The 21,464-nt window shown below is 71.7% G+C and carries 13 protein-coding genes; 7 read left to right on the forward strand and 6 right to left on the reverse strand.

All coding sequences use genetic code 11. The features are described 5' to 3' along the window. The first annotated feature begins 341 nt into the window (after nt 1-341). From OG711_RS11610 to OG711_RS11625, 4 genes are all read left to right on the forward strand, one after another. Nucleotides 342-3,656: a sensor histidine kinase gene (locus OG711_RS11610; RefSeq protein WP_329559196.1), complete on the forward strand. Its 3,315-nt coding sequence runs from the start codon at nt 342-344 to the stop codon at nt 3,654-3,656. A 10-nt stretch (nt 3,657-3,666) separates the two neighbouring features. After that, nucleotides 3,667-4,080, forward strand: coding sequence for a roadblock/LC7 domain-containing protein (locus OG711_RS11615; RefSeq protein ID WP_073793419.1), 414 nt, complete (start codon nt 3,667-3,669; stop codon nt 4,078-4,080). Nucleotides 4,081-4,235: 155 nt separating this feature from the next. Beyond that, nucleotides 4,236-4,811: a DUF742 domain-containing protein gene (locus OG711_RS11620; protein ID WP_073793273.1), complete on the forward strand. Its 576-nt coding sequence runs from the start codon at nt 4,236-4,238 to the stop codon at nt 4,809-4,811. Further along, the gene (locus OG711_RS11625; protein ID WP_073793272.1) at nt 4,792-5,373 is read left to right on the forward strand and encodes a GTP-binding protein; all 582 of its coding nucleotides are present in this window, start codon (nt 4,792-4,794) and stop codon (nt 5,371-5,373) included. The genes OG711_RS11620 and OG711_RS11625 overlap by 20 nt, the downstream gene beginning before the upstream one ends. Before the next feature lie 655 nt (nt 5,374-6,028). Here the strand turns inward: OG711_RS11625 and OG711_RS11630 are convergent. From OG711_RS11630 to OG711_RS11645, 4 genes are all read right to left on the reverse strand, one after another. Next, nucleotides 6,029-6,250: an acyl-CoA carboxylase subunit epsilon gene (locus OG711_RS11630; RefSeq protein ID WP_073793271.1), complete on the reverse strand. Its 222-nt coding sequence runs from the start codon at nt 6,248-6,250 to the stop codon at nt 6,029-6,031. Nucleotides 6,251-6,332: 82 nt separating this feature from the next. Next, entirely contained in the window at nt 6,333-7,952 is a 1,620-nt protein-coding gene (locus tag OG711_RS11635; RefSeq protein ID WP_329559197.1) for an acyl-CoA carboxylase subunit beta, read from the reverse strand. Between the two features lie 154 nt (nt 7,953-8,106). After that, the gene (locus OG711_RS11640) at nt 8,107-10,437 is read right to left on the reverse strand and encodes a polysaccharide lyase 8 family protein (protein ID WP_329559198.1); all 2,331 of its coding nucleotides are present in this window, start codon (nt 10,435-10,437) and stop codon (nt 8,107-8,109) included. Nucleotides 10,438-10,906: 469 nt separating this feature from the next. Beyond that, the gene (locus tag OG711_RS11645) at nt 10,907-14,797 is read right to left on the reverse strand and encodes an endo-alpha-N-acetylgalactosaminidase family protein (protein WP_329559199.1); all 3,891 of its coding nucleotides are present in this window, start codon (nt 14,795-14,797) and stop codon (nt 10,907-10,909) included. A 261-nt stretch (nt 14,798-15,058) separates the two neighbouring features. Here OG711_RS11645 and OG711_RS11650 point away from each other — a divergent pair, with 261 nt between their 5' ends. From OG711_RS11650 to OG711_RS11660, 3 genes are all read left to right on the forward strand, one after another. Then, entirely contained in the window at nt 15,059-15,664 is a 606-nt protein-coding gene (locus tag OG711_RS11650; RefSeq protein WP_329559200.1) for a YceI family protein, read from the forward strand. 304 nt (nt 15,665-15,968) lie between these two features. Continuing rightward, nucleotides 15,969-16,406 (forward strand): hypothetical protein, encoded by a 438-nt coding sequence (locus OG711_RS11655; RefSeq protein WP_266507823.1) that lies wholly within the window; start codon nt 15,969-15,971, stop codon nt 16,404-16,406. Between the two features lie 20 nt (nt 16,407-16,426). Continuing rightward, nucleotides 16,427-17,386: a hypothetical protein gene (locus OG711_RS11660; RefSeq protein WP_329559201.1), complete on the forward strand. Its 960-nt coding sequence runs from the start codon at nt 16,427-16,429 to the stop codon at nt 17,384-17,386. 177 nt (nt 17,387-17,563) lie between these two features. Here the strand turns inward: OG711_RS11660 and OG711_RS11665 are convergent, their stop codons facing one another. Both OG711_RS11665 and cimA read right to left on the reverse strand, forming a co-directional pair. After that, complete coding sequence (locus OG711_RS11665; RefSeq protein ID WP_329559202.1) at nt 17,564-18,988, reverse strand: hypothetical protein; 1,425 nt, start codon at nt 18,986-18,988, stop codon at nt 17,564-17,566. 121 nt (nt 18,989-19,109) lie between these two features. Further along, entirely contained in the window at nt 19,110-20,711 is a 1,602-nt protein-coding gene (gene cimA, locus OG711_RS11670; protein ID WP_073793264.1) for a citramalate synthase, read from the reverse strand. Nucleotides 20,712-21,464: the final 753 nt, after the last annotated feature.

The following is a 21,464-nucleotide window of genomic DNA, read 5'->3' on the forward strand; positions in this document are numbered from 1 at the left end:
TTGTATACGGCAGTTGTCGTAGGAGTACGGACGCCCGCTGTGGGGTTTGACACGGCGGGTCACGGTGTTCATAACATTTCGACAGAGAATTCGAGCACGGCCCGCCACGTGTCGCAGTCGACTGGTGCCGCTGTGCCACAAAGAGCCCCGCCTTTTGGCGGGGCTCGCTCTTTATATCCCTTTTATCTGTCACCTCACGGAGCCGGAACCGTCGCTTCCGACTGTTTGGAATCGCACAGCCTGACGTGCTGGAATGCGCTGAACTGCCCAGTAGCCAAGGGCAGCCCGGAGACGACGATGCGGCACAGGATCGGTGCCGGCGCCGAGAGGTTGTTGGTCGAGTGAGGCGAAGCAAGAACGGTCCCGAGCCCTCGGCGCGGGGCAATTTCACGCCGCCGCCCCGAGCGGCCGGGTCCGACGCGTCCCGGCCCGGCTCCACCCCACCGCCTCCCGCCGGACCCACTGGCGGACGTCTCTCACCGCGCAACTGGCGGGTCCCGACCCGGCTGAACGCCATCCTCCTGATACCCGTCCTCGTCGGACTCGTCATGGGCGGGTTCCAGGTCAAGGGATCGATCGACACCTGGAACGAGGCGGAGGACGCGGAGGCGACCGCCCGGCTGGTCCGGGCCTCCCTCACCTACGCCAACCAGCTGCTCGACGAACGCGATGTCTCCGCCGTGCCCCTGCTCCGGGGCCGCACGGACGACCCGGCCGTCATCAAGGCCCGGCAGGAGACCGACAAGGCGGCGAACGCCTTCGACACCGCCGCCCGGGACATGCCCCGCAAGGACGGTCTGCTGCGCAGGCTGGAGACCTTCCGCAAGGTCGAGGGCGATCTCGCCGACCTGCGCGCCGACGCCTACACCGCCAAGCTCCCCGGGGTGCAGACCGAGGAGGGCTATGTCGAGGTCCAGCACCCGCTGATGGAGTTCGCCAACGAGCTCGGCCTCGGCACCGGCAACATCACCAGCTACGGCCGGACCGTGTACGCCATCTCGCTGGGCAAGGCCGCGGCCTCCCTCCAGCGCTCCGTCGGTACGCACATCCTGGTCGAGCCCGGCCCCGCCCCCGCCGACCTGGCCCGCCAGCGGCTCGCCCTCAGCAGCTATGCCTACCTTGAGGGCATCGCCATGGACGAGTACGCGGGGGGCGGCACCCCCGAGGACATGGCCGAGCTGGAACGGGTCACCGCCAAGATCAAGAGCGATCACGAGGCCCAGGTCGAGAAGGCCGCCGCCGAGGCCACCGCTAGCGGGACCGACTACGAGGCACCGCCCTCGACCACCGAGATGGTGGCCGCCATGGCCGCCCTGCCCGACACCTCCAAGGGCGCCCGCGAGAAGCTCGCCGGTGACGGCGTCACCGCCGACAACTGGTGGGCGGTGAACACCCTCAAGTTCAACGGCTACCGCACCATCGAGGCGGACCTGGCCGACAAGGCCGTGAACGAGGCCGCCGGCATCGCGGACACCGCGCGCCGCGACACCCTCATCACCGGCGGGGCCGTCGTGCTCGCCCTGCTCACCGCCTTCGTCCTGGCCGGACTCATGGCCCGGCAGATGAGCCGGGCCATGCGGCAGCTGCGCAGCGCCGCGTTCGGCGTCGCCGAACAACGGCTGCCGATGCTCGTCGACCAGCTCTCGCGCACCGAGCCCGGCCGCGTCGACACCCGGGTCCAGCCGATCCCGATCCACACCACGGACGAGATAGGCGAGGTCGCCCGCGCCTTCGACCAGGTGCACCGCGAAGCCGTCCGGCTCGCCGCCGAACAGGCCCTGCTGCGGGGCAACATCAACGCGATCTTCACCAATCTCTCCCGCCGCAACCAGTCCCTCATCGAGGGCCAGCTCACCCTCATCACGGACCTGGAGAACAACGAGGCCGACCCGGACCAGCTGGAGAACCTGTTCCGGCTCGACCACCTCGCCACCCGGATGCGGCGCAACGGCGAGAACCTGCTCATCCTCGCGGGCGAGGAGCCGGGCAGCCGCTGGGACCAGCCGGTCGCCCTCGTCGACGTGCTGCGCGCCGCCGCCTCGGAGGTCGAGCAGTACGAGCGGATCGAGCTGTCCGGGGTCCCCGAGGCCGACATCCACGGCCGCTCGGTCACCGACCTGGTGCATCTGCTCTCCGAGCTGCTGGAGAACGCGACGACGTTCTCGTCCCCGCAGACCAAGGTCAAGGTCACCGCGACCCGGCTGCCCGACGGCCGGATCATGATCGAGATCCATGACAAGGGCATCGGGCTGACCCCCGAGGACTTCGCGGACATCAACCACAAGCTGGCCAACCCGCCGACCGTGGACGCCGCGATCTCCCAGCGCATGGGCCTGTTCGTGGTCGGCAGGCTCGCCGACCGGCACGGTATCCGCGTCCAGCTCCGCCCCTCGGGCGAGCAGGCCGGGACCACGTCGCTCGTCATGCTGCCCGATGTCATCACCCACGGCGGCGGCGGAGCGGCGCACCCCGGCGACGGCCCGGCCGGCGTCCCGGCGCCGCAGACGCAGGCCGGGCTCCCCGGGCCGCAGTCCTACCAGCAGCCCCCGCTGCGCACCGCCGCCGAACTCGGCTTCGACGACAGCCGCTACGCCGCGGTCCCCGACGGCTCCGGCGATCCCGACCCGGTCGGCCGTTCCCTGCTGCGCGAGGAGCGCAGGGCCGCGCAGGAGGCCGGTGACGGCCGCCCCGGCACCGCCGAAGGACCGGGATACGCCCCCGGTCACGGCGCGGACACCCAGCAGCCGTACGACGGGTACCCGCAGCCGGACGGCTACGACCAGCCCACCGGTTACGACCCGCAGAGCGGCTACGCGCCCTCGCCGGACGGTTACACGCCTGCACCGGACGGATACACAGCCCCGTCCGACGGATACGAACCGGCCACGAACAGCTACGAGCCCACCCGGCGCGGCGGCTACGACGACCCCTTCTTCCAGTCGGCCGGCGAGTACCGGCAGACCCCGTATCCGGACGCGGCACAGCAAGATCCGGCCGGATTCGGGACGGACCCCTACAGCGGCTACGGCACCGGCGCCCCCCAGGCCGACCAGCAGCCCCTGAACGGGTACCCGCAGGGCCTCCAGCAGGAGGGAACGCCCTATCCGGAATCCGTCGGGCCCGCTGACGCGGGTGCGCCGGAACGCGTAGGCTTCGACCGTCCCGGTACGGCCGCGTCCACCGGACAATCGCTGACCGGCGCCGGTCTGCCGCGACGCGGTTCCCCAGCGGACGGCAACGGCGCCGCGAGCGAAGACCGGCCATGGCCGGCGGACCCCGTCCGGGACGACGGCGGTCAGGAACGGGCGGAGCAGGACGAGCCGTCCGGGACCGACGGCACCGGTGTCGTGGACTGGCGCTCGACGAACGACGAGCGGTGGCAGCGCGCCGAGCAGCTCCGTAAACCCAAGGCGGGCGGGGTCACCTCCTCCGGGCTGCCGCGGCGGGTGCCCCGGGCCAACCTGGTCGAGGGCACCGCGGAGCAGACCCCGCAGGGCGGCCCCCAGGTCTCCCGGGCCCCCGAGGACGTCCGGGGCAGGCTGAGCAATCTGCGCCAGGGTGTTCAGCGGGGGCGTCAGGCGGGGAGTGAGAAGAACGGCCAGAACACTGAGGACGACCGCAGTGGTTCTGGGAGTACCTACGACCAGGAGCGTTAGTGTGAGCCCGATGAGCCAGGCGGCACAGAACCTGAACTGGTTGATCACCAACTTCGTGGACAACACCCCCGGGGTGTCCCACACGGTGGTGGTCTCCGCCGACGGACTCCTTCTGGCGATGTCCGAAGGTTTCCCCCGTGACCGCGCGGACCAACTCGCCGCGGTCGCCTCCGGTCTGACCTCGCTCACGGCGGGGGCGTCCCGGATCTTCGAAGGCGGCAGTGTCAATCAGACCGTGGTGGAGATGGAGCGCGGCTTCCTCTTCATCATGTCAGTCTCGGACGGCTCGTCGCTGGCCGTCCTCGCGCACCCCGAGGCCGATATCGGTCTCGTGGGGTACGAGATGGCACTGCTGGTGGACCGCGCGGGTTCGGTGCTGACGCCGGATCTGCGCGCCGAACTCCAGGGCAGCCTGCTCAACTGAGCGGTAGGTGCGGGGCCTTCCGGGAATCGGGACAATTCCCGGGCGGGGCGACCCCCACCGACCACGAGGCGATGCGTACGTGTGTCCCTGGGCCGTAAGGTTTCGGGACGCGGCTCCACAGCTCTGGGTGCCCGGTACAGCAGGAGGAGGACGAAGTGGCGACACCCCCGGACGGTTCCTCGGGCAGCTGGCCCTACAGCCAAGGGCACGGCAACGGCTCGCAGAACCCGTACAACTTCCCCTCCACGCCCAGCCCCCGGCATCAGCGGCCCTACCCCCAGCAGCCCCAGGGTCCCTCGCCCTACGAACCGCGCCAACCCCGTGTACCCCGTGTCCCACCCGTACAGCACCAGCGTCGGGCGCCCGAACCGGCGCCCGCGGGTTCCCCGGCCAATCCCCTCGTCCGCCCGTACGCCATGACGGGCGGCCGTACCAGGCCGCGGTACCAGCTCGCCATCGAGGCGTTGGTGCACACCACAGCTCAACCGCATCAGCTCCAGGGGCAGTTGCCGGAGCATCAGCGGATCTGCAATCTCTGCCGTGAGGTCAAGTCGATCGCCGAGGTATCGGCGCTGCTGACCATCCCTCTCGGTGTGGCCAGGATTCTCGTCGCCGATTTGGCGGAGGCGGGCCTGGTCGCCATCCATCAGCCCGGCGGCGACGAGAACGCCGGCGGCCAGCCAGACGTGACATTGCTCGAAAGGGTGCTCAGTGGACTTCGCAAGCTCTAGCGGCGGACCCGCCCGGTCGACCACCAGCGCGAAGATCGTGGTGGCGGGCGGGTTCGGCGTGGGCAAGACCACGTTCGTGGGCGCGGTCTCGGAGATCAATCCGCTGCGTACCGAGGCCGTGATGACCTCGGCCTCGGCCGGTATCGACGACCTCACGCACACGGGGGACAAGACCACCACGACGGTGGCCATGGACTTCGGCCGCATCACGCTCGACCAGGACCTGATCCTCTACCTGTTCGGTACTCCCGGACAGGACCGGTTCTGGTTCATGTGGGACGACCTCGTACGCGGCGCGATCGGCGCCGTCGTCCTTGTCGACACCCGCAGGCTCGCCGACTGCTTCCCCGCGGTCGACTACTTCGAGAACTCCGGACTGCCCTTCGTCATCGCCCTCAACGGCTTCGACGGCAGTCAGCCTTACACGCCGGACGAGGTGCGTGAGGCGCTTCAGATCGGGCCCGACACACCGATCATCACGACCGACGCGAGGCATCGTGCCGATGCGAAGAGTGCGCTGATCACGTTGGTCGAGCACGCCCTGATGGCCCGCCTGCGCTGACCCCGCCCCACCCGAGCCGTCCCGGCCTCCCCGGGACGGCTCCCCCGTTCCCGGGCTCCCCCGTTTCCCTGGCCCCCCGGCTCCCTGGGGTTCCACACCTGGGCGTACTTGTTCCCGTGCGGGTCGGACGGGGGTGCGCAGTTCCCCGCGCCCCTGGGTTCGTCCGGCTCGTCGCACTTGTTCCGGTGCGGGTCGCTCGGTGGGTGCGCAGTTCCCCGCGCCCCTAGGTCATCCCCTGTGAACGTACTTGTACCTGTACAGGTGGGTCCGTGGGTGCGCGGTTCCTCTCGGCCCTGGGGGTCCACCGGTGGGCCCGCTTCCTTTGGGGCGCACCCGCTCCCGCAGGTGAATGGCGCGGCCAGGCAGGTGCCCCCGAAGGGGCGCGGGGAACTGCGCGAAGACGAGGACCGGCCCGCGCCCGAGGAACGGCCCGGAGGGGCAGCATCCAGGGGCGCGGGGAACTGCGCACCCACGGACGGCCCGTACGGGAACAAGTACGGCGCGGTGGACGAACCCAGGGGCGCGGGCCACGGAGGGCCGGCCGCAGGGCCCGGAAACGCGCGAAGCGGTTCGTGCCGCGCCGGTCAGCGGGCGCCCCGCACGCGGGGAGCCATGACCGGCGCGGCACGAACCGCGACGGAGACCTCGGACTGCGTCAGCCCTGCCAGCTGTGCGGCGCCCGGAACCCGTGCTGCCGCTCCAGCCGCCGCCACCCCGCCTTGGCCACCCCACGGCCCACGGAGTGCCCCGCCGGAGCCCCGCCGGCCGCGGCCCGCGCGAGCAGGATCGCCGTCAGCGCGGCCACCTCCTCCGGCTCGGCGTACCCCTTCTCCACACGCAGGACTCCGTCAGCGGACGGGGACGGGGAAGCACTCATGGTGATGACTCCAGAGGGGGTCGGACAGCGGGAGGGTGGATTCGCGTACGTGCGGGCGGCGCGGTGAGGCGGCGGGGCCGGATCACTGCGGAGGGTTGCCGTGCTTCCGCGAGGGCAGATCGGCGTGCTTGTTCCGCAGCATCGCCAGCGACCTCACCAGGATCTCCCGCGTCTGCACGGGGTCGATGACATCGTCGACGAGTCCGCGCTCGGCGGCGTAGTACGGATGCATCAGCTCGGACTTGTACTCCTTCACCATCCGGGACCGCATGGCCTCCGGATCGGCGGCACCGGCGATCTGGCGGCGGAAGATGACGTTGGCGGCGCCTTCGGCGCCCATCACCGCGATCTCGTTCGTGGGCCAGGCGTAGGTGAGGTCGGCACCGATGGACTGGGAGTCCATGACGATGTACGCACCTCCGTACGCCTTGCGCAGGATCAGCGAGATCCGCGGCACCGTCGCGTTGCAGTACGCGTACAGCAGCTTCGCGCCGTGCCGGATGATTCCGCCGTGCTCCTGGTCGACACCGGGCAGGAAGCCCGGGACGTCCAGCAGCGTCACGATCGGGATATTGAAAGCGTCACACATCTGGACGAAGCGCGCAGCTTTTTCGGATGCCTCGATGTCGAGGACGCCCGCGAGGGACTGCGGCTGGTTGGCGACGATGCCGACGACCTGGCCGTCGAGCCGGGCCAGGGCGCAGATGATGTTGCGGGCCCAGCGCTCGTGGACCTCCAGGTAGTCGCCGTCGTCGACGAGCTCCTCGATGACCTTGGCCATGTCGTAGGGGCGGTTGCCGTCGGCGGGGACCAGGTCCAGCAGGACGTCGGAGCGGCGGTCGGCGGGGTCCTCGGAGGTGACCTGCGGAGGCGTCTCGCGGTTGTTCTGCGGGAGCAGCGACAGCAGGTAGCGGACCTCCGCGATGCAGGTCTCCTCGTCGTCGTACGCGAAGTGCGCGACGCCGGAGGTCTCCGCGTGGACGTCGGCGCCGCCGAGCCCGTTCTGGGTGATCTCCTCACCGGTGACGGCCTTGACGACGTCCGGGCCGGTGATGAACATCTGCGAGGTCTCGCGGACCATGAAGACGAAGTCGGTGAGGGCGGGGCTGTAGGCCGCGCCGCCCGCGCAGGGGCCGAGCATCACGCTGATCTGCGGGATGACACCGGAGGCGCGGGTGTTGCGCTGGAAGATGCCGCCGTAGCCCGCGAGGGCGGAGACGCCTTCCTGGATACGGGCGCCCGCGCCGTCGTTCAGGGAGACCAGGGGCGCGCCGGCCGCGATGGCCATGTCCATGATCTTGTGGATCTTGGTGGCGTGGGCCTCGCCGAGGGCGCCGCCGAAGATCCGGAAGTCATGGGCGTAGACGAAGACCGTGCGGCCCTCGACGGTGCCCCAGCCGGTGACGACACCGTCGGTGTACGGCTTCTTCGTCTCCAGGCCGAAGCCGGTGGCGCGGTGCCTGCGGAGCTGTTCGACCTCCTGGAACGAGCCGGCGTCGAGCAGCAGCTCGATGCGCTCGCGGGACGTCAGCTTCCCCTTGGCGTGCTGCGCCTCGGTCGCCTTCTCGCTGGGCCCCCGCAGTGCCAGCTCCCGGATCGCGTGCAGTTCGGCCACCCGGCCGCGCGCGTCCGTGGGCTCGTCCCCCGTGAGCCCCGGGGTGTCCGAGGAACCCGGGGAGTCAGTCTCGTCCAAAACGGTCATGTAGCGACCATACGAAGTCGACCGGGGAAAACGGCCCGTCGACTTTGTACAGTGTCCGGCCCGATTTCCTGGTACCCCCGAACAGAACTGCGCGGGGGTGGTCACGAACCTCCTGCTCATGGGTGGGGCGGGTTGTGGGGTTCGCACAAAATACTCAGGCGAGGCTCACCTCGCAGCGGTGGCTCGCGCAGCGGGTGCCGGGGGTGACGCGCAGCCGAAGGCGGTGTCCGGTGGTGAGCACGTCGATGCCGGGGTCGTGGGAGAGCACCCGGCGCACGGGACGGTCCCAGAGGATGCCGAGGGGGCGGCCGGTGCGTGCGGGTTCGCTGATGTGGAGAGTGGCCGTACGGCCGTGGTGGCGGACAAGGACGCTCGCGGGCGCGTCGGCGGTGACTCCCCCGGCCGTGGCGGGCTGCCAGAAGTTCGCGGCGATTAGGCCGAGCGGGTGAACGGCGACGGCCTGGCGGGCGGTGTCGTTGGCGAGGACGGACAGCCAGTGGGCGGTGGCCGCGCGGGCGGTCAGGGTGGCCGCGGAGGCGCCGGGCAGCACGGCGTAGACGTAGGACGCGTCGGTGGGGTCGGTGCCGTGGTCGAGCCAGAGGGTCTGCCACCGGCGGGTGCGGCGGTCGGACGCGGAGTGGGCGTTGATGTCGGACCAGGCGCCGGTGCGGTCTTCGCGCAGGGTGCGCAGCGGGGCGCCGCCGGGCAGCAGCCAGCCGCCGTGTCCTTCGAGGTGGGCCCAGTGAGGGCGGGGTCCGGGGGCGGTGCGCAGCCGGGGGGTGCCGTCCGCGCCGAGGTTGCGGTTGTCGACGACGGTCTCGACGGGGACGCCGTCGGCGCAGGTGATCCCGGCGCCCAGGCACAGGACGGTGTCGGCGAGGAAGAACCAGGACTTCCTGGCACGCAGGGTGGAGCCGAGCCCGGCGAGGTCCTGGCCGACGGCCGCGTACTCGCCGTCGGTGGTGCCGCCGACCCGGCGGGTGGGGGGTCTGGGCTCGCCCCACTCGCCGCCGGCCCGGTCGGGGAGGCGGCGGGTGGAGACGGTGGTGCCGGGCAGCCGGTACCAGTCGACGGTGGGCCAGTACCAGTCGGTGTACTGGTCGGCGGGGCGGCCGGCGGGCCACCACTGGAGCATTCCGGCGCCGGTGTGCCAGCCGCGGGGGTTCTCCCCGGCGCCGCATTCGTAGTGGGCGACGCGGTCGGAGGCCATGGCGAGCGCGGCGGTGAACGCGGGGCGGCGGTGGACGGCGCGGTCCATGGCGGGGAAGAGCGTGTGGGCGACCGGTTCGGGGGCGGGGGTGAGCGGGCGGGCCGCGACGGCGCGCAGCCGGGCGAGGTCGGCGGGCCCGAGGTGCGGGGAGTCGAGGAGGGGGGTGACGGTGTCGCGGGCGATCCAGCCCTTGATCCGGGCGTGCCAGCGGTCGCGGCGTTCGGGGGTGAGGGCGGGGTGGGTGCTGGTGGCGAGGAGGGCGATGGCGGCGATCACGGTGTGGCCGTGGGAGTGGTCGCCGCGCAGGGCGGTCCCGTCCTCGGAGCGCTGGAGTCCGCGGCTGAGGGCGCGGCCGTTCACGATGTCCATCATCAGTCCGTCGAGGAGCAGCGGGGCGAAGGTCCGTTCGACGCTGTCGAGGACGGTCCGGCGGTTCGGGTCGGTGATCTCCCAGGGGGTGCCGTCGAGCAGGACGAGGAGCCGGGCGAGGCCGTCGAGCAGGATCTGGCCGTAGGTGCCGGTGTAGGCGACGCGGGTGTGCTGGAGGAACGACCCGTCGGCGTACCATCCGTCGCCCTCGGTGACGTACGGGAGGACCGGGGAGAGGGCGTCGCGGGCCAGGGCGATCCGGTCGCCGTCGCGGCCGAGCACCCCGCGCAGGGCGACGACACGGCACATGTCGACCCGGTTGGCGCCGGTGGAGGTGCCGCTGTAGTCGCGCAGGGCGCTGTCGGGGACGAAGTGGTCGACGGCGGCGCGGATCGCGGCGTGGCGGACGGGGGTGAGGTGGTCGTGCAGGGCGAGGGCGATGTCCGTGAGGAGGCGGGGAGTGCCGATCCGCCATTCCCACCAGTTGCCGTGGGGCCGGGTGCCGGGGTGGTAGACGGTGGCGAGGTGGTCGAGGCCGTGGAGGGTCGCGGCGAGCAGGTCGGGGGCGCCGGTGCGTCCCGTGCCGGGCTGGACGTACGCCTGGGTCATGGTCCAGAGCCTGCGGTGGCTGCGGGTGATCGCGGCGGGGTCGGTGAAGGGGTGGCCGGGCCAGAGGCGGCCGGGGGCGGGGTCCATGGTGGTGCGCAGCTGCTCGGCGCGGGTGCCGGTGGCGCGCAGCCGGGTCGCGTAGGGCTCGGCGCCCGGGTCGTGTCCGGCGCCGAGGGTGAGGTCGAGCCAGCGGTGGCGCAGGGGGGTGAAGTCGTCGGGGCCGGCGGGCTCCGGGAGCGCGGGGGCGAACGGCGCGCCCGCCCCGGCCAGCAGGAAGGTCCGGCGTGTGGGGCTCATACGGGCGTGCTACCCGGGTGCCGGTCACGGGCCACGCGGCCGGGTCACAAGCACCCCGGGTGGACGGTGTGCGGGGGTGCGGTGCGCCGGGGCCGTCCTATGACAGGGACCCCGCCGGGGCTCGTGGCTCCGGCGGGGTCCCTGGGTCGGGTGGGTCGCTGGTTGTGGGCGGGGTCCCTGGGTTGGGCGGTCCCCTGGTTGTGGGCGGGGCCGCTGGTTCGGGCGGGCCTCCTGGCTATGGGCGGGGTCGCCGAGTCGGGCGGGCCTCCTGGCCGTGGCCAGGGCCGCTGGTCCGGGGGGGGGGCGGGTCGTGCTGGGGGCTCCGGGTCGTGGTCGGGGCCGCCCTGATCCGGCGGGTGCCACCCGGGTGGGGCGACGTGCCGGTCAGGGCGACATCCGGATCAGGGCCGCGTACGGGTCAGGGCCGCGTACGGGTCAGGGCCGCGTGCCGGTCAAGGCGACGTACGGGTCAGGGGGCGCAGTGGAACTTCGCGTCGCCCCAGTCGGCATGGTCGTTGCCGACCCCGTCGCCGCCGTCACCGACGAGGAGGTCGACGTAGCGGGCGCCGGTGACGTCGGCGGTCAGGGACCAGGCGGCGTCGGTGGCGCGCAGGACGGGTGACTCCGCCTTCTTGGCGCTGTCGGCGAGGACGGTGAAGCGGACGGTGCCGCGGCTGGTCTGGACGTCGTCGACGCCGACCTGGGCGGTGAGGGCGGTGCACTTGCCGCCGAGGAAGTAGCGGACGCTGGAAGTGGCGTGGGTGCCGAGGCCCTTGGCGTAGGTGACGCCGCCGATCCGCAGCGGGGAGCCGTCGCCGGTGCCGGTCTCGCCGTTGGAGAGGTCGCGTTCGACGGGGCCCCAGCCGTTGGTGCTGTCGGTCCAGTCGAGGTCGCTGGCCCAGGCGTCGCCGGTGGGCGGCGGCGGCAGGGTCCGGACGGTGGTGGCGGCGGTGAGCGAGCGGGGCGCGCCGTCGACGGTGTAGGTGGCGCGGGCCTTCAGTTCGTAGGGCCGGTAGGCGGCGCCGGCGGGCGGGGTGACCTGCCATTCGGCGGTGATCCTCGCGCCGGGGGCGACCGGTCCGGGGGTGGCGGGACCGGCGGGCTCGGCGCTCCAGCCGTCGGGCAGTTCGAGGGTGATCCGCGGGTCGCGGGCCTCGGTGGACTCGAAGCTGGTGAACGTGGCCGTGACCTTGTTGGGGGCGCCGGGCTCCAGGGCCTGGGAGGCGCCGGTCAGGGCGAGGCGGGCGCAGGCGGGGCGTTCGGTGGCGGGGCCGAGGTCGGTGACGGTGAAGTCGTCGAGGACGAAGTCCGCGCCGTCCTCGGCGTCCTGACGCATCCGCAGGCCGACCCAGGTGTCACCGCAGCCCGCGACGACGTTCTCGGTGAAGGTGCCGGTGGTGCGCCGTTCGGGGACGGGGGTGGCGCGGGTCTCGACCGACTGGGCGGCGCCGCCGGTGTTCTGGTCGTAACCGGTCACCCAGTCGAAGGAACCGGCGTGACTGGACTGGTAGGCGAAGTCGATCCGGTAGGCGTTGCCGGGCTTGAGGGGGACGGTGGCGGGGGTGGTGCGGTAGACGAGTCCGCCCTTGTCGCCCTCGTGGGTCTTGAGGGATTCGGCGCCGCCGATGACGTCGTCGACGAGTTTCCCGTTCCAGCCGGACTGGGTGTAGGGCGCGTTTTTCTGGGCGATATGGGTGCGCGGGTCGGTGACGCCGCCCGCGGCGCCCTTGGCGAAGGGGCCCCAGCCCTGGTCGACGTTCTCGAAGTCCTCGTGGACGAGGGTGCCGGACTTGGCGGCGGGGTCGTTGCGGACGATCCGGATGTCGTCGGCGCGGACCTTGGCGCCGGAGCCCGCGGCCGCCTCGACGCGCAGGGTGGTCCGGCCGTCGCGGGGCGCGGTGAAGGTGACCTTGGCGCGCTGCATGTTCGTGCTGTGCCAGTCGCTCGCGGCGACGGTGTTGCGCAGGGTGGAGCGTTCGACGGAGACGGACGCGCCGCCCGCGGTGAGGGTGGTGCGGCGGTCCTTGCCGGGTTCGACCTCAAGCCAGGCGGACGCGGTGTAGCGCTTGCCGGGGGTCAGTCCGCTGATCCGCTGTTCGACGGCGGCCTTGCCGGTGCCGGTGAGGGCGGCGCTGTTGCGGCCGTGGTCGTCCTTGTCGCGGGTGACGGTCCCGGTGGTGCGCCAGTCGTCGAGGCGGGCGTCGTTGAAGCCGGGGTCCTTGACGGGGGTGCCCTCGCCCCAGCGGGGGTCGGCGGCCTTCGGGACGCGGCCGTCCGCGTACAGGACGTAGGGCTGTCCGGCCTCGGCGGTGAGGGTGATCCGGCCGTCCTTGGCGCGGACGGTGCCGGCCTTGACCCGGCCGTTGTCCGTCAGCTTGTGGACGGTGTACGAGGAGCCGGGGACCTCCCAGGTGGTGGTGCCGCCGGTCTTGTTGAAGTGGTAGAGCTTGCGGTTCCTGTCGGTGTGCTTGCCGTGCTTGCCCTGGCGGCCGTCGGCCCAGGGCAGCAGGTAGGTGGTGCCGTCGAGGACCTTGCGGCCGTTGTCGTAGTAGGCGCGGGTGCCGTTCTCGACGGTGCCGCGGACGCCGCCGGTGAGGGCGATGTCGTTGCCCTCCCAGCGCAGGATCTTCTCCTGCTGGAGGTACTTGGCGGGCAGGTCCCGCTCCCAGACCGCGGCGTAGAAGTCGTCCCAGTCGTTCTCGCCGGTCCAGCCCTCGAAGTCCTCCAGGATGGTCTGGCCGAGGACGGGGTCGTTGTTCCAGACGTCCTTCTCGCTGTTGCGGATGAACCGGATGATCTTCGAGTTGAGGCCCTTGTTGGTGACCCCGCCGTAGTTGAGATCATTGGCCCAGTGGGACCACAGGGACTGCCGTTCGAACTTGTCGGCCCACTCGGTGGAGAGGTTCCAGCCCTGGTCGCGGATGGCCTCGGCGGTCTTCTCGGCGATCCAGCCGTGCGAGTAGTACACATCGACGTAGAGCTGCGAGAGATTGCGGTGGGTCTCGTCGCGCAGTTCCTTGAAGCGGCGGGCGAGCTCCCCGCTGTTCACATCGCGGCGCTGGTCGATGTAGTAGCTCTGGTTGAGCCAGTTCCATCCGGGCTTGTTCTTGTCGACGAGCTTCTCGCTGAAGTTCTTCGCCTCGGGGTACGCCTCGGTGGCGTTGATGTGGACGCCGAAGGTGGCGCCCCACTTCTCGCCGTCCCGCAGCAGCTTGTTGAGGTCGGTGAGGCCGCCCGCGCGCTTGTTGATGTCACCGCCGTAGTCGGGGTGCGCCGAGTCGTGGCCCTCGGAGGCGTAGCCCTTGAGCATGGCGAGCTGGCCGAGGCCGTCGGTGGCGAGCGAGATCCGTTTGACGTCGTCCAGGGTCCGCAGGAAGGGGTGGGTGGCCTGGCTGGCGAAGTTGAACGGGATATGGGTGATGACCCGGTCGGGGGTGTCGTCGGCGCCGGGCGCCTTGATGCCGATGCCGCGGAAGGCGATCGCGGCGTCCTGCCAGTCGACGGTCCGGTCGGCGTTGGCGTCGGGGGTGACGACGACCTTGGCCCAGGGCAGCGCGTCCTTGCGGGCGGGCGTGGGTGAGCCCTCGCCGCGGTAGGTCCACTGGCCGGACCGGACGCCGACGCGGGTGGAGCCGTCGGCGGCCTTGCGGGCCTGGTGCCAGAAGCGGGCGTTGTCCCCGGCGGTGGCGCCGGACGGCTTGTCGTACGTCGAGTTGGACTCGACGGCGGCGGCGAGCCCGGCGGTGTTGACCAGCGCGTAGGCGGCGCCGCGCGGCGCGTAGGCCGGGGTGGCGGGGGTGACGTCGGCGAAGACGTCGGCCGTGCGGGTCGAGTCGGGGTCGAGCCGGGTGAACGCCGTACGGGCGCCGCCGTCGCCGCTGCCCACGGAGACGAGGTCATGGCCGGGTATGTCGATCGTGCCGACCCGGAACGCCTCGGTGTCGCGGACGGCCGTGACCCGGAAGGTGACGGTACGGCCGCTGACCGACAGCGAGGTGTCGATCTCGACCCCGGGCAGCTCGGGGAAGGTGAGGGTGTACGCGGCCTTGGCGCGCCCGATGTCCGGCGCCGATCCGAGCCGTACGGGCTGGGGCTTGCCGTTGAGGGTGACCTCGGTGATCTCCGCGGTGGAGCCGAGGAGGCGGGCCCCGGTGGCGCGGTCGGTGTACGCGAGGACCCTGGGGAAGTCCTTCGCCACGGTGACGGTGAGCTTGCCGGAGCGGAGCGAGGGGCCGCCGACGGGGTCGGCGGCGGAGGGGGCGGCGTCCGCCGTGGGTGCGGCGGCGACGGGACCGGCCAGGGCGAAGACGGCGGATGAGGCTGCGACCAGCGCACATGCCGTACGGAATCTTCGGGACATGGGGAACTGGGTATCCGCGTCGTCGCCATGGGGTCAACGGACGGGGCCCGTCGCGGCGGCGGCAGTCCAAGTACCGCGTTCCTTTAGTCCAAGTAGGCCCCGCCCGCACCCGCCCTCGACGCATACGCAGCGCGTTCGCGCCAGCACACTCCGCTTGCAGTTGAAAGTTGAACGGAATACCGCTAGTGTCATCCTCGTTGAAAGTTCAACCAAAGACCGCTCATCCGGCGGTCACCCCCACACCGCCTCAAGGAGCACACCATGGGTATCTTCGGTCGCAAGAACGCCAGCACCGCTGTCGCCACCCCCCAGGCGCCGGGCCCCGGCCTCGCCACCCTGAGCGGCACGTACACCCTCGACACCGCCCACACCACCATCGGCTTCGTGGCCCGCCACGCGATGGTCACCAACGTCAAGGGCGGCTTCCAGGACTTCACCGGCACGCTCGACCTGGACGGCACCGACCCGGCCAACTCCTCCGCCCGTATCGACGTGGAGATGGCGAGCCTGGACACCGGCAACGCCGACCGCGACGGCCACCTCAAGAGCGCCGAGTTCTTCAGCATCGAAGAGCACCCGAAGATGAGCTTCCGCTCCACCTCCACCGAGTTCCTGGGCGGCGACGACTACCGCATCACCGGTGAGCTCTCCCTGCTCGGCACCACCAAGCCGATCACCATCGACCTGGAGTTCAGCGGCGCCGCGACCGACCCGTTCGGCAACGAGCGCGTGGGCTTCGAGGGCAAGGCCGAGCTGCTGCGCTCCGAGTGGGGCCTGACCTGGAACGCCGCGCTGGAGACCGGTGGCGTCCTCGTCTCGGACAAGATCAAGCTGAACTTCGACATCTCCGCGATCAAGAGCGCCTGACCCCCGTCCCGACCCCCGCCGGAGTCCGCCTCCGGCACCCGGGCCACCGTGCCCCGGACCCCTCACGGTCCCCTTCGAGCGCGCCCGCCTTCCGCTTCGCACCACGAGCGAGAAGGCGGGCGCTCGTCTTTTTGCAGTCGCACACCGCTGACCGATAAAGAACCAGCTCGATCCCGGCCATCCATGTCCGAAAGCAGCCTGTCGGGTGACTCCGCGCCTGGCTAGGCTCACGCTGCGCCAATTCAAGGTGCAGAAAACAACAGAATCGCCGGGTGATAAACCGGACCCGGCACGGAGGATTTCCATGCGCGTTTTCAGAAAGTCGATCTCCCTGGCCCTCGCGATACCGGCGGCGGTGACGGTCGTCCTCGGTATGGCGCCGCAGGCACAGGCCGACGCGGGCACGGGCTGCCCGAACTGGGAGTACGACTGCGGGGAGTTCTACTTCAACAGCCACCAGACCGGATCACGGGTGGTGTTCCGGGGCACGAACGTCCCCGACCTCGCGGGCTACCACTTCCTGACGGCCGGCGCGGGCAAGGGCCAGCTCGTCAAGAACAACGCGGCCTCGTTCCACAACGCCAGCGTGCGCGACGCCGCCGTCTTCTTCAACAGCGGCTACACCGGCCCCTGCGACAGCTTCGCAAAGCGCACCGGCACCGCCCGGCTCAAGAACACGTACAACGACAACGCCTCGCTGCGCTTCGGCGCCGCCCCCTCGAACTGCCACCGCTTCTCCTGACGGCCACGGGACCCGGCCCGATGAGACGACAGGCGCTGTCCGCGCTGTTCCTGGCCCTGCTGCTCGGCTGCTCCCCCGGCGCACCACCGCCGGACGGCACCGCCCGGCCCACCGGCGCGCCCGGCACCGCGACCCATCGGGCCGGCCCCCCGCCCGACCCCGGCGAGAACGGGGCCGGCACGACACTGACCGCCCGGCTCCCCATCGCCCGCTACAGCTACAGCGACGACGAGTACCTCGCGATCACCGCCGCGGAACTGATCCTCGCCCGCGACTGCGCCCGGCGGTACGGGGTCACGTACGACCCGCCGCAGGCCACCGCGATGCTTGCCCCGCCCTTCGCCGACCGCCGGTACGGGATCTCCAGCGCCCGTGAGGCCGCCCGCTGGGGCTACCACCTCCCGCCCCAGCCGGACCCGGCGTCGGACAGTGCGCTGAGCGCCGCCGAACAGCTCGTGCTGTACGGGCGGCGGGCCGACGGGGAATCCCCGCGGGACGCGACGCACCGGGGCCGGCGGGTTCCGGCGCACGGCTGTCTCGGTGAAGGGGTGGAGAAACTCAGGAAACCTTACGAATTCAGCGCAGGTGCGGACGCCGCGAGCCGTATCGCCGCCCGGAGTTTCGTCCGGTCACGCCAGGATTCCCGGGTACGGGCGGCGCTGGCGGAATGGGCTGCCTGTATGCGCGGGAACGGCTTTTCCTACGCCTCCCCCATGGACCCGCTGAAGAATCCGGCATTCCAGAGGAGCGGTATCTCCCGGCAGGAGAAGGAGACCGCCCGAACCGATATCGCCTGCAAACACCGCACACGTCTGCTGGAGACCTGGTTCGAGGCGGAGACCCGCGTCCAGCGCACCGCGATCGCCGGTGACACCGCCCGGCTGGAACAGCTCCGGGGACTGCATCTGGCGAAGGTGCGGGAGGCCCGCCGGATCGTCGCCGGAGCGGACCGGGACCGGGAGGCCGGTACGGACGCCTGACCCCTGCGGGAGCCTGAGCGGGCGGGCGTCGGGGTCCGCTCGGGTACCCGGTCCAGCGGGCGTCAGGGACCTCCGCCCAGTCACCCGGACCGATGGGGGTCGGAAACCGCCACCGGGATGCCCAGGGCCGCTGGAGGCCGGGAACCGCGTCCCGGGCGGCGGGAACCGGCGGGGTCCTCAGAAGCCGCCGCCGAAGTCCCCTCCCCCGCCGCCCCCGCCGAAGTCGCCGCCGCCGTCCCCGAAGCCACCGCCGCCGAAGTCGTCCGGGCTGAAGTCCGCGCCGGACACCTCACCGCCGTCGTACCCCGCGCCCGGCCCGAAGTCGCCGTAGCCGGAACCGTAGTCCGCCGCGTACGCGGGACTCGCCATCATCCCGCCGAGCATCGTGCCCACCAGCAGCGTGGGCAGCAGACCCGCGGCGAAGTAACCGCCCGCCCACGGCCCGTACGCCGGGCCCGCGTCGTAGTACGGACGGCGGCCGTGCTCCGTGTCGACCTCGCGGATCATCGGCTCGGCGCCCTCCCGCAGCCGGGCCGCGTCCGCCGCGCACACCGGCACCTCGCGTTCGGCCCCGCCCGCGGGCGCCCAGCGGACGTCCTCGGTGGACGGACCGTGCCGCGGGTCGAAGAAACAGGGGCCCCGGCGCTCCGGGACCGGACGGCCCGCGCGGCGGGCGGCGAGCACCGCCAGCGAGAATCTGCCGTCCTCCAGCGCCCCGGTCACCGGCCGTACGTCCTCCGGGCGCCGGGCGGCGGCCATGGAGGACTTCGCCTTCTCGTACGCGTCGAGCGCGTGCTCGTAGTCACCGCGCATCGCGTCGTCCGCGCCCGCCTCGGCCGGATGGAAGTCCAGCCGGTCCAGTTCCTCGCCGAACGCGGTGATGTCCTCGTCCACCACCACCCGCAGCTTGTCCAGCGCGGCCCGCTGCTCCTCCTCATGACGGCGGCGGTTGCGCCGGGACACCGCGTACAGGCCCGCGCCGCCCAGCACCACGAGGGTGCCGACACCGATCACCGTGCCGGTCGGGAACGACGAACCGGGGTCCCCGCCCCAGGAGGCGGGCGCGCTGCCGCGGGCCGTGGGCAGCGCCCGGTCCACGAAGTCGTTCAGCTGCGCGTTCGCGGAGGCGTCGCCCTCGACGCTGCGCACCAGGTTCCCCACGGCGGTGCGCGACATCACGGCGCTGTCGGCGTGGGCGTCGAAGCGGTCACCGAGGCGCACCGCGTACACCCCGGTGATCCCGGTGTCCGTCCGCAGATCGGTGAAGAGGTTCTTGGTGGGGAAGTCCGCGGGCAGCACCGCGACGAAGACCGGTTTGCCGGCGTCCTCGATCTTCTTCGTGAGGGCGTCCGCGTCCGCGGTGGAGAGCTGGCCCGACGCCGCCGGATCGACGTAGACGGGGCTCTCGCGCAGCGCGTCCGCGACGACGGCGATATCGGTGGCGGTGACGGCCACCGGGGCACCACGGGCGGCCGGAGGGGCGGCCTCGGCGGCGGCGGCCGGGGCCGACAGGGTGAGCACCACGGGCAGCACGGCCGCGGAGATCAGGGCGAGCGCCGGGCCCCGGAGTGACCGGAGTCCTCGCGACAGAACGGCGTCCATACCCTCGACGCTACCCGATGTGCCCGTTGTCACCCTGATGGAGCGGATTCACCGTATTGGTCCGACCACGGTCCCGGGGTGCCCGCGCGGGCACCCCGGGGGGGGCGGGACTGCTCGCGGGCTACTCCGTCGGCTCGACGCCCGCGCGCAGCAGGCCGTAGGTGTAGGCGTCCTCCAGGGCCTGCCAGGACGCGGCGATGACGTTGTCCGCGACACCGACCGTCGACCAGTCGGCCTCGCCGTCACCCGTGGAGATCAGGACCCGGGTCGTGGACTGGGTGCCGTGGCGGCCCTCCAGGATGCGGACCTTGTAGTCCACCAGCTCGAACTTGGCCAGCTGCGGGTACAGCCGCTCCAGGGCGACCCGCAGCGCGCGGTCCAGCGCGTTGACCGGGCCGTTGCCCTCGGCGGTGGCGACGATCCGCTCGCCCTTGGCCCAGAGCTTCACGGTGGCCTCGTTGGCGTGGCTGCCGTCGGGCCGGTCCTCGGTGATCGCGCGCCAGGACTCCGTACGGAAGTAGCGGCGGGCCCGGCCCTCCGCCTCCTCGCGCAGCAGCAGCTCGAACGACGCGTCGGCCGCCTCGTAGGTGTAGCCCTTCAGCTCGCGTTCCTTGACCCGGTCGACGACCCGGCCGATCAGCTCGCGGTCGCCGCCGAGATCGACGCCGAGCTCCTTGCCCTTCAGCTCGATGGAGGCCCGCCCGGCCATGTCGGAGACGAGCATCCGGATGCGGTTGCCCACCAGCTCCGGGTCGATGTGCTGGTACAGGTCCGGGTCGACCTTGATCGCGGAGGCGTGCAGTCCGGCCTTGTGCGCGAACGCGGAGACGCCCACGTACGGCTGATGGGTGGCGGGCGTGAGGTTGACGACCTCAGCGATCGCGTGGGAGACCCGGGTCATCTCCTTGAGCTTGCCCTCGGGCAGCACCTGGCGGCCGTACTTCAGCTCCAGGGCGGCGACCACCGGGAAGAGGTTGGCGTTGCCGACGCGCTCCCCGTAGCCGTTCGCCGTGCACTGCACATGGGTGGCGCCCGCGTCGACGGCGGCGAGGGTGTTGGCGACCGCGCAGCCCGTGTCGTCCTGCGCGTGGATGCCGAGCCGGGCGCCGGTGTCGGCGAGGACCGTGGCGACCACGGCGTGGATCTGGGCGGGGAGCATGCCGCCGTTGGTGTCGCACAGGACGACGACGTCCGCGCCCGCGTCGCTCGCGGTGCGGACCACGGCCTTCGCGTACTGCGGGTTGGCACGGTAGCCGTCGAAGAAGTGCTCGCAGTCGATGAACACCCGGCGGCCCTGGGCGACCAGGTGGGAGACGGTGTCGCGGACCATCTCCAGGTTCTCCTCCAGGGTGGTCCGCAGGGCCAGTTCCACATGGCGGTCATGGGCCTTGGCGACCAGCGTGATCACCGGGGCACCGGACTCCAGCAGCGCCCTGACCTGCGGGTCCTCGGATGCCTTGGCTCCGGCGCGGCGGGTCGCGCCGAAGGCGACGAGCTGGGCGCTGCCGAAGGTGATCTCCTGCTGGGCGCGGGCGAAGAACTCGGTGTCGCGGGGGTTGGCACCCGGCCAGCCGCCCTCGATGAACCCCACCCCGAAGTCGTCCAGGTGCCGGGCGATGGCCAGCTTGTCCGCCACCGTGAGGTTGATGCCCTCGCGCTGCGCTCCGTCGCGCAGGGTGGTGTCGAAGACGTGGAAGCTGTCGTCTGTGGGCTGACTGCTCATTGCGGGGTGACTCCTGTCGGGTGCGTGGCTCCGGAATACGTGGCTCCACTTGCCCCCATCCTCGCGTGCTGGTCGCCTCCGGCGGGGTTTGGGTCCCGGAAACGAAAAAACCCCTCGCGGGTGCGAGAGGTCTGCGCGCGGGTCTGGGGCACGGGGCCGCTGACTGCCGGTTGTGCCGGATCAGCGGTCCTGCGGACCGGCGCGCCTGTTGCCGATAATCATGGCGAACGAAAGCACGGGTGGCAGTGTGCCACAGTTCCTGGGCTGCCGTTCCCTGGTCTCACCACCTGGACGGATCGCCTTCGTTGGCGCCTTCGAGGTCCGTCCTGGTCGGCGCACTTGTTCCTGTGCCGTCGCTCGGTGGGTGCGCAGTTCCCCGCGCCCCTTGGGGGCGCTGCCCGCTTACCGTCGTTCTTCGGGTGCGGGCCGGTTCTCGTCTTTTGCGCAGTTCCCCGCGCCCCTTGGGGGGGGGCGCTGCCTGCCTGGTGTTGTCGGTCGGGTGCGGGTGCGCCCTCGTCTGTGCGCAGTTCCCCGCGCCCCTGGGCGCTGCCCGCTTGCCGTCGTTCTTCGGGTGCGGGCCGGTTCTCGTCTTTTGCGCAGTTCCCCGCGCCCCTTGGGGGGGGCGCTGCCTGCCTGGTGTTGTCGGTCGGGTGCGGGTGCGCCCTCGTCTGTGCGCAGTTCCCCGCGCCCCTGAGGCGCTGCCCCCTTGCCGTCGTGCTTCGGGTGCGGGCCGGTTCTCGTCTTTTGCGCAGT

The sequence above is a fragment of the Streptomyces uncialis genome (assembly GCF_036250755.1).
GTDB lineage: Bacteria > Actinomycetota > Actinomycetes > Streptomycetales > Streptomycetaceae > Streptomyces > Streptomyces uncialis.

What these genes read in the sequence shown, in the direction of transcription:
- OG711_RS11615 (WP_073793419.1), top strand. Translation starts at nt 3,667, where the DNA reads ATGAGCCAGGCGGCACAGAACCTGAACTGGTTGATCACCAACTTCGTG.
- OG711_RS11630 (WP_073793271.1), bottom strand. Translation starts at nt 6,250, where the DNA reads ATGAGTGCTTCCCCGTCCCCGTCCGCTGACGGAGTCCTGCGTGTGGAG.
- OG711_RS11635 (WP_329559197.1), bottom strand. Translation starts at nt 7,952, where the DNA reads ATGACCGTTTTGGACGAGACTGACTCCCCGGGTTCCTCGGACACCCCG.
- OG711_RS11640 (WP_329559198.1), bottom strand. Translation starts at nt 10,437, where the DNA reads ATGAGCCCCACACGCCGGACCTTCCTGCTGGCCGGGGCGGGCGCGCCG.
- OG711_RS11645 (WP_329559199.1), bottom strand. Translation starts at nt 14,797, where the DNA reads ATGTCCCGAAGATTCCGTACGGCATGTGCGCTGGTCGCAGCCTCATCC.
- OG711_RS11650 (WP_329559200.1), top strand. Translation starts at nt 15,059, where the DNA reads ATGGGTATCTTCGGTCGCAAGAACGCCAGCACCGCTGTCGCCACCCCC.
- OG711_RS11655 (WP_266507823.1), top strand. Translation starts at nt 15,969, where the DNA reads ATGCGCGTTTTCAGAAAGTCGATCTCCCTGGCCCTCGCGATACCGGCG.
- OG711_RS11660 (WP_329559201.1), top strand. Translation starts at nt 16,427, where the DNA reads ATGAGACGACAGGCGCTGTCCGCGCTGTTCCTGGCCCTGCTGCTCGGC.
- OG711_RS11665 (WP_329559202.1), bottom strand. Translation starts at nt 18,988, where the DNA reads ATGGACGCCGTTCTGTCGCGAGGACTCCGGTCACTCCGGGGCCCGGCG.
- cimA (WP_073793264.1), bottom strand. Translation starts at nt 20,711, where the DNA reads ATGAGCAGTCAGCCCACAGACGACAGCTTCCACGTCTTCGACACCACC.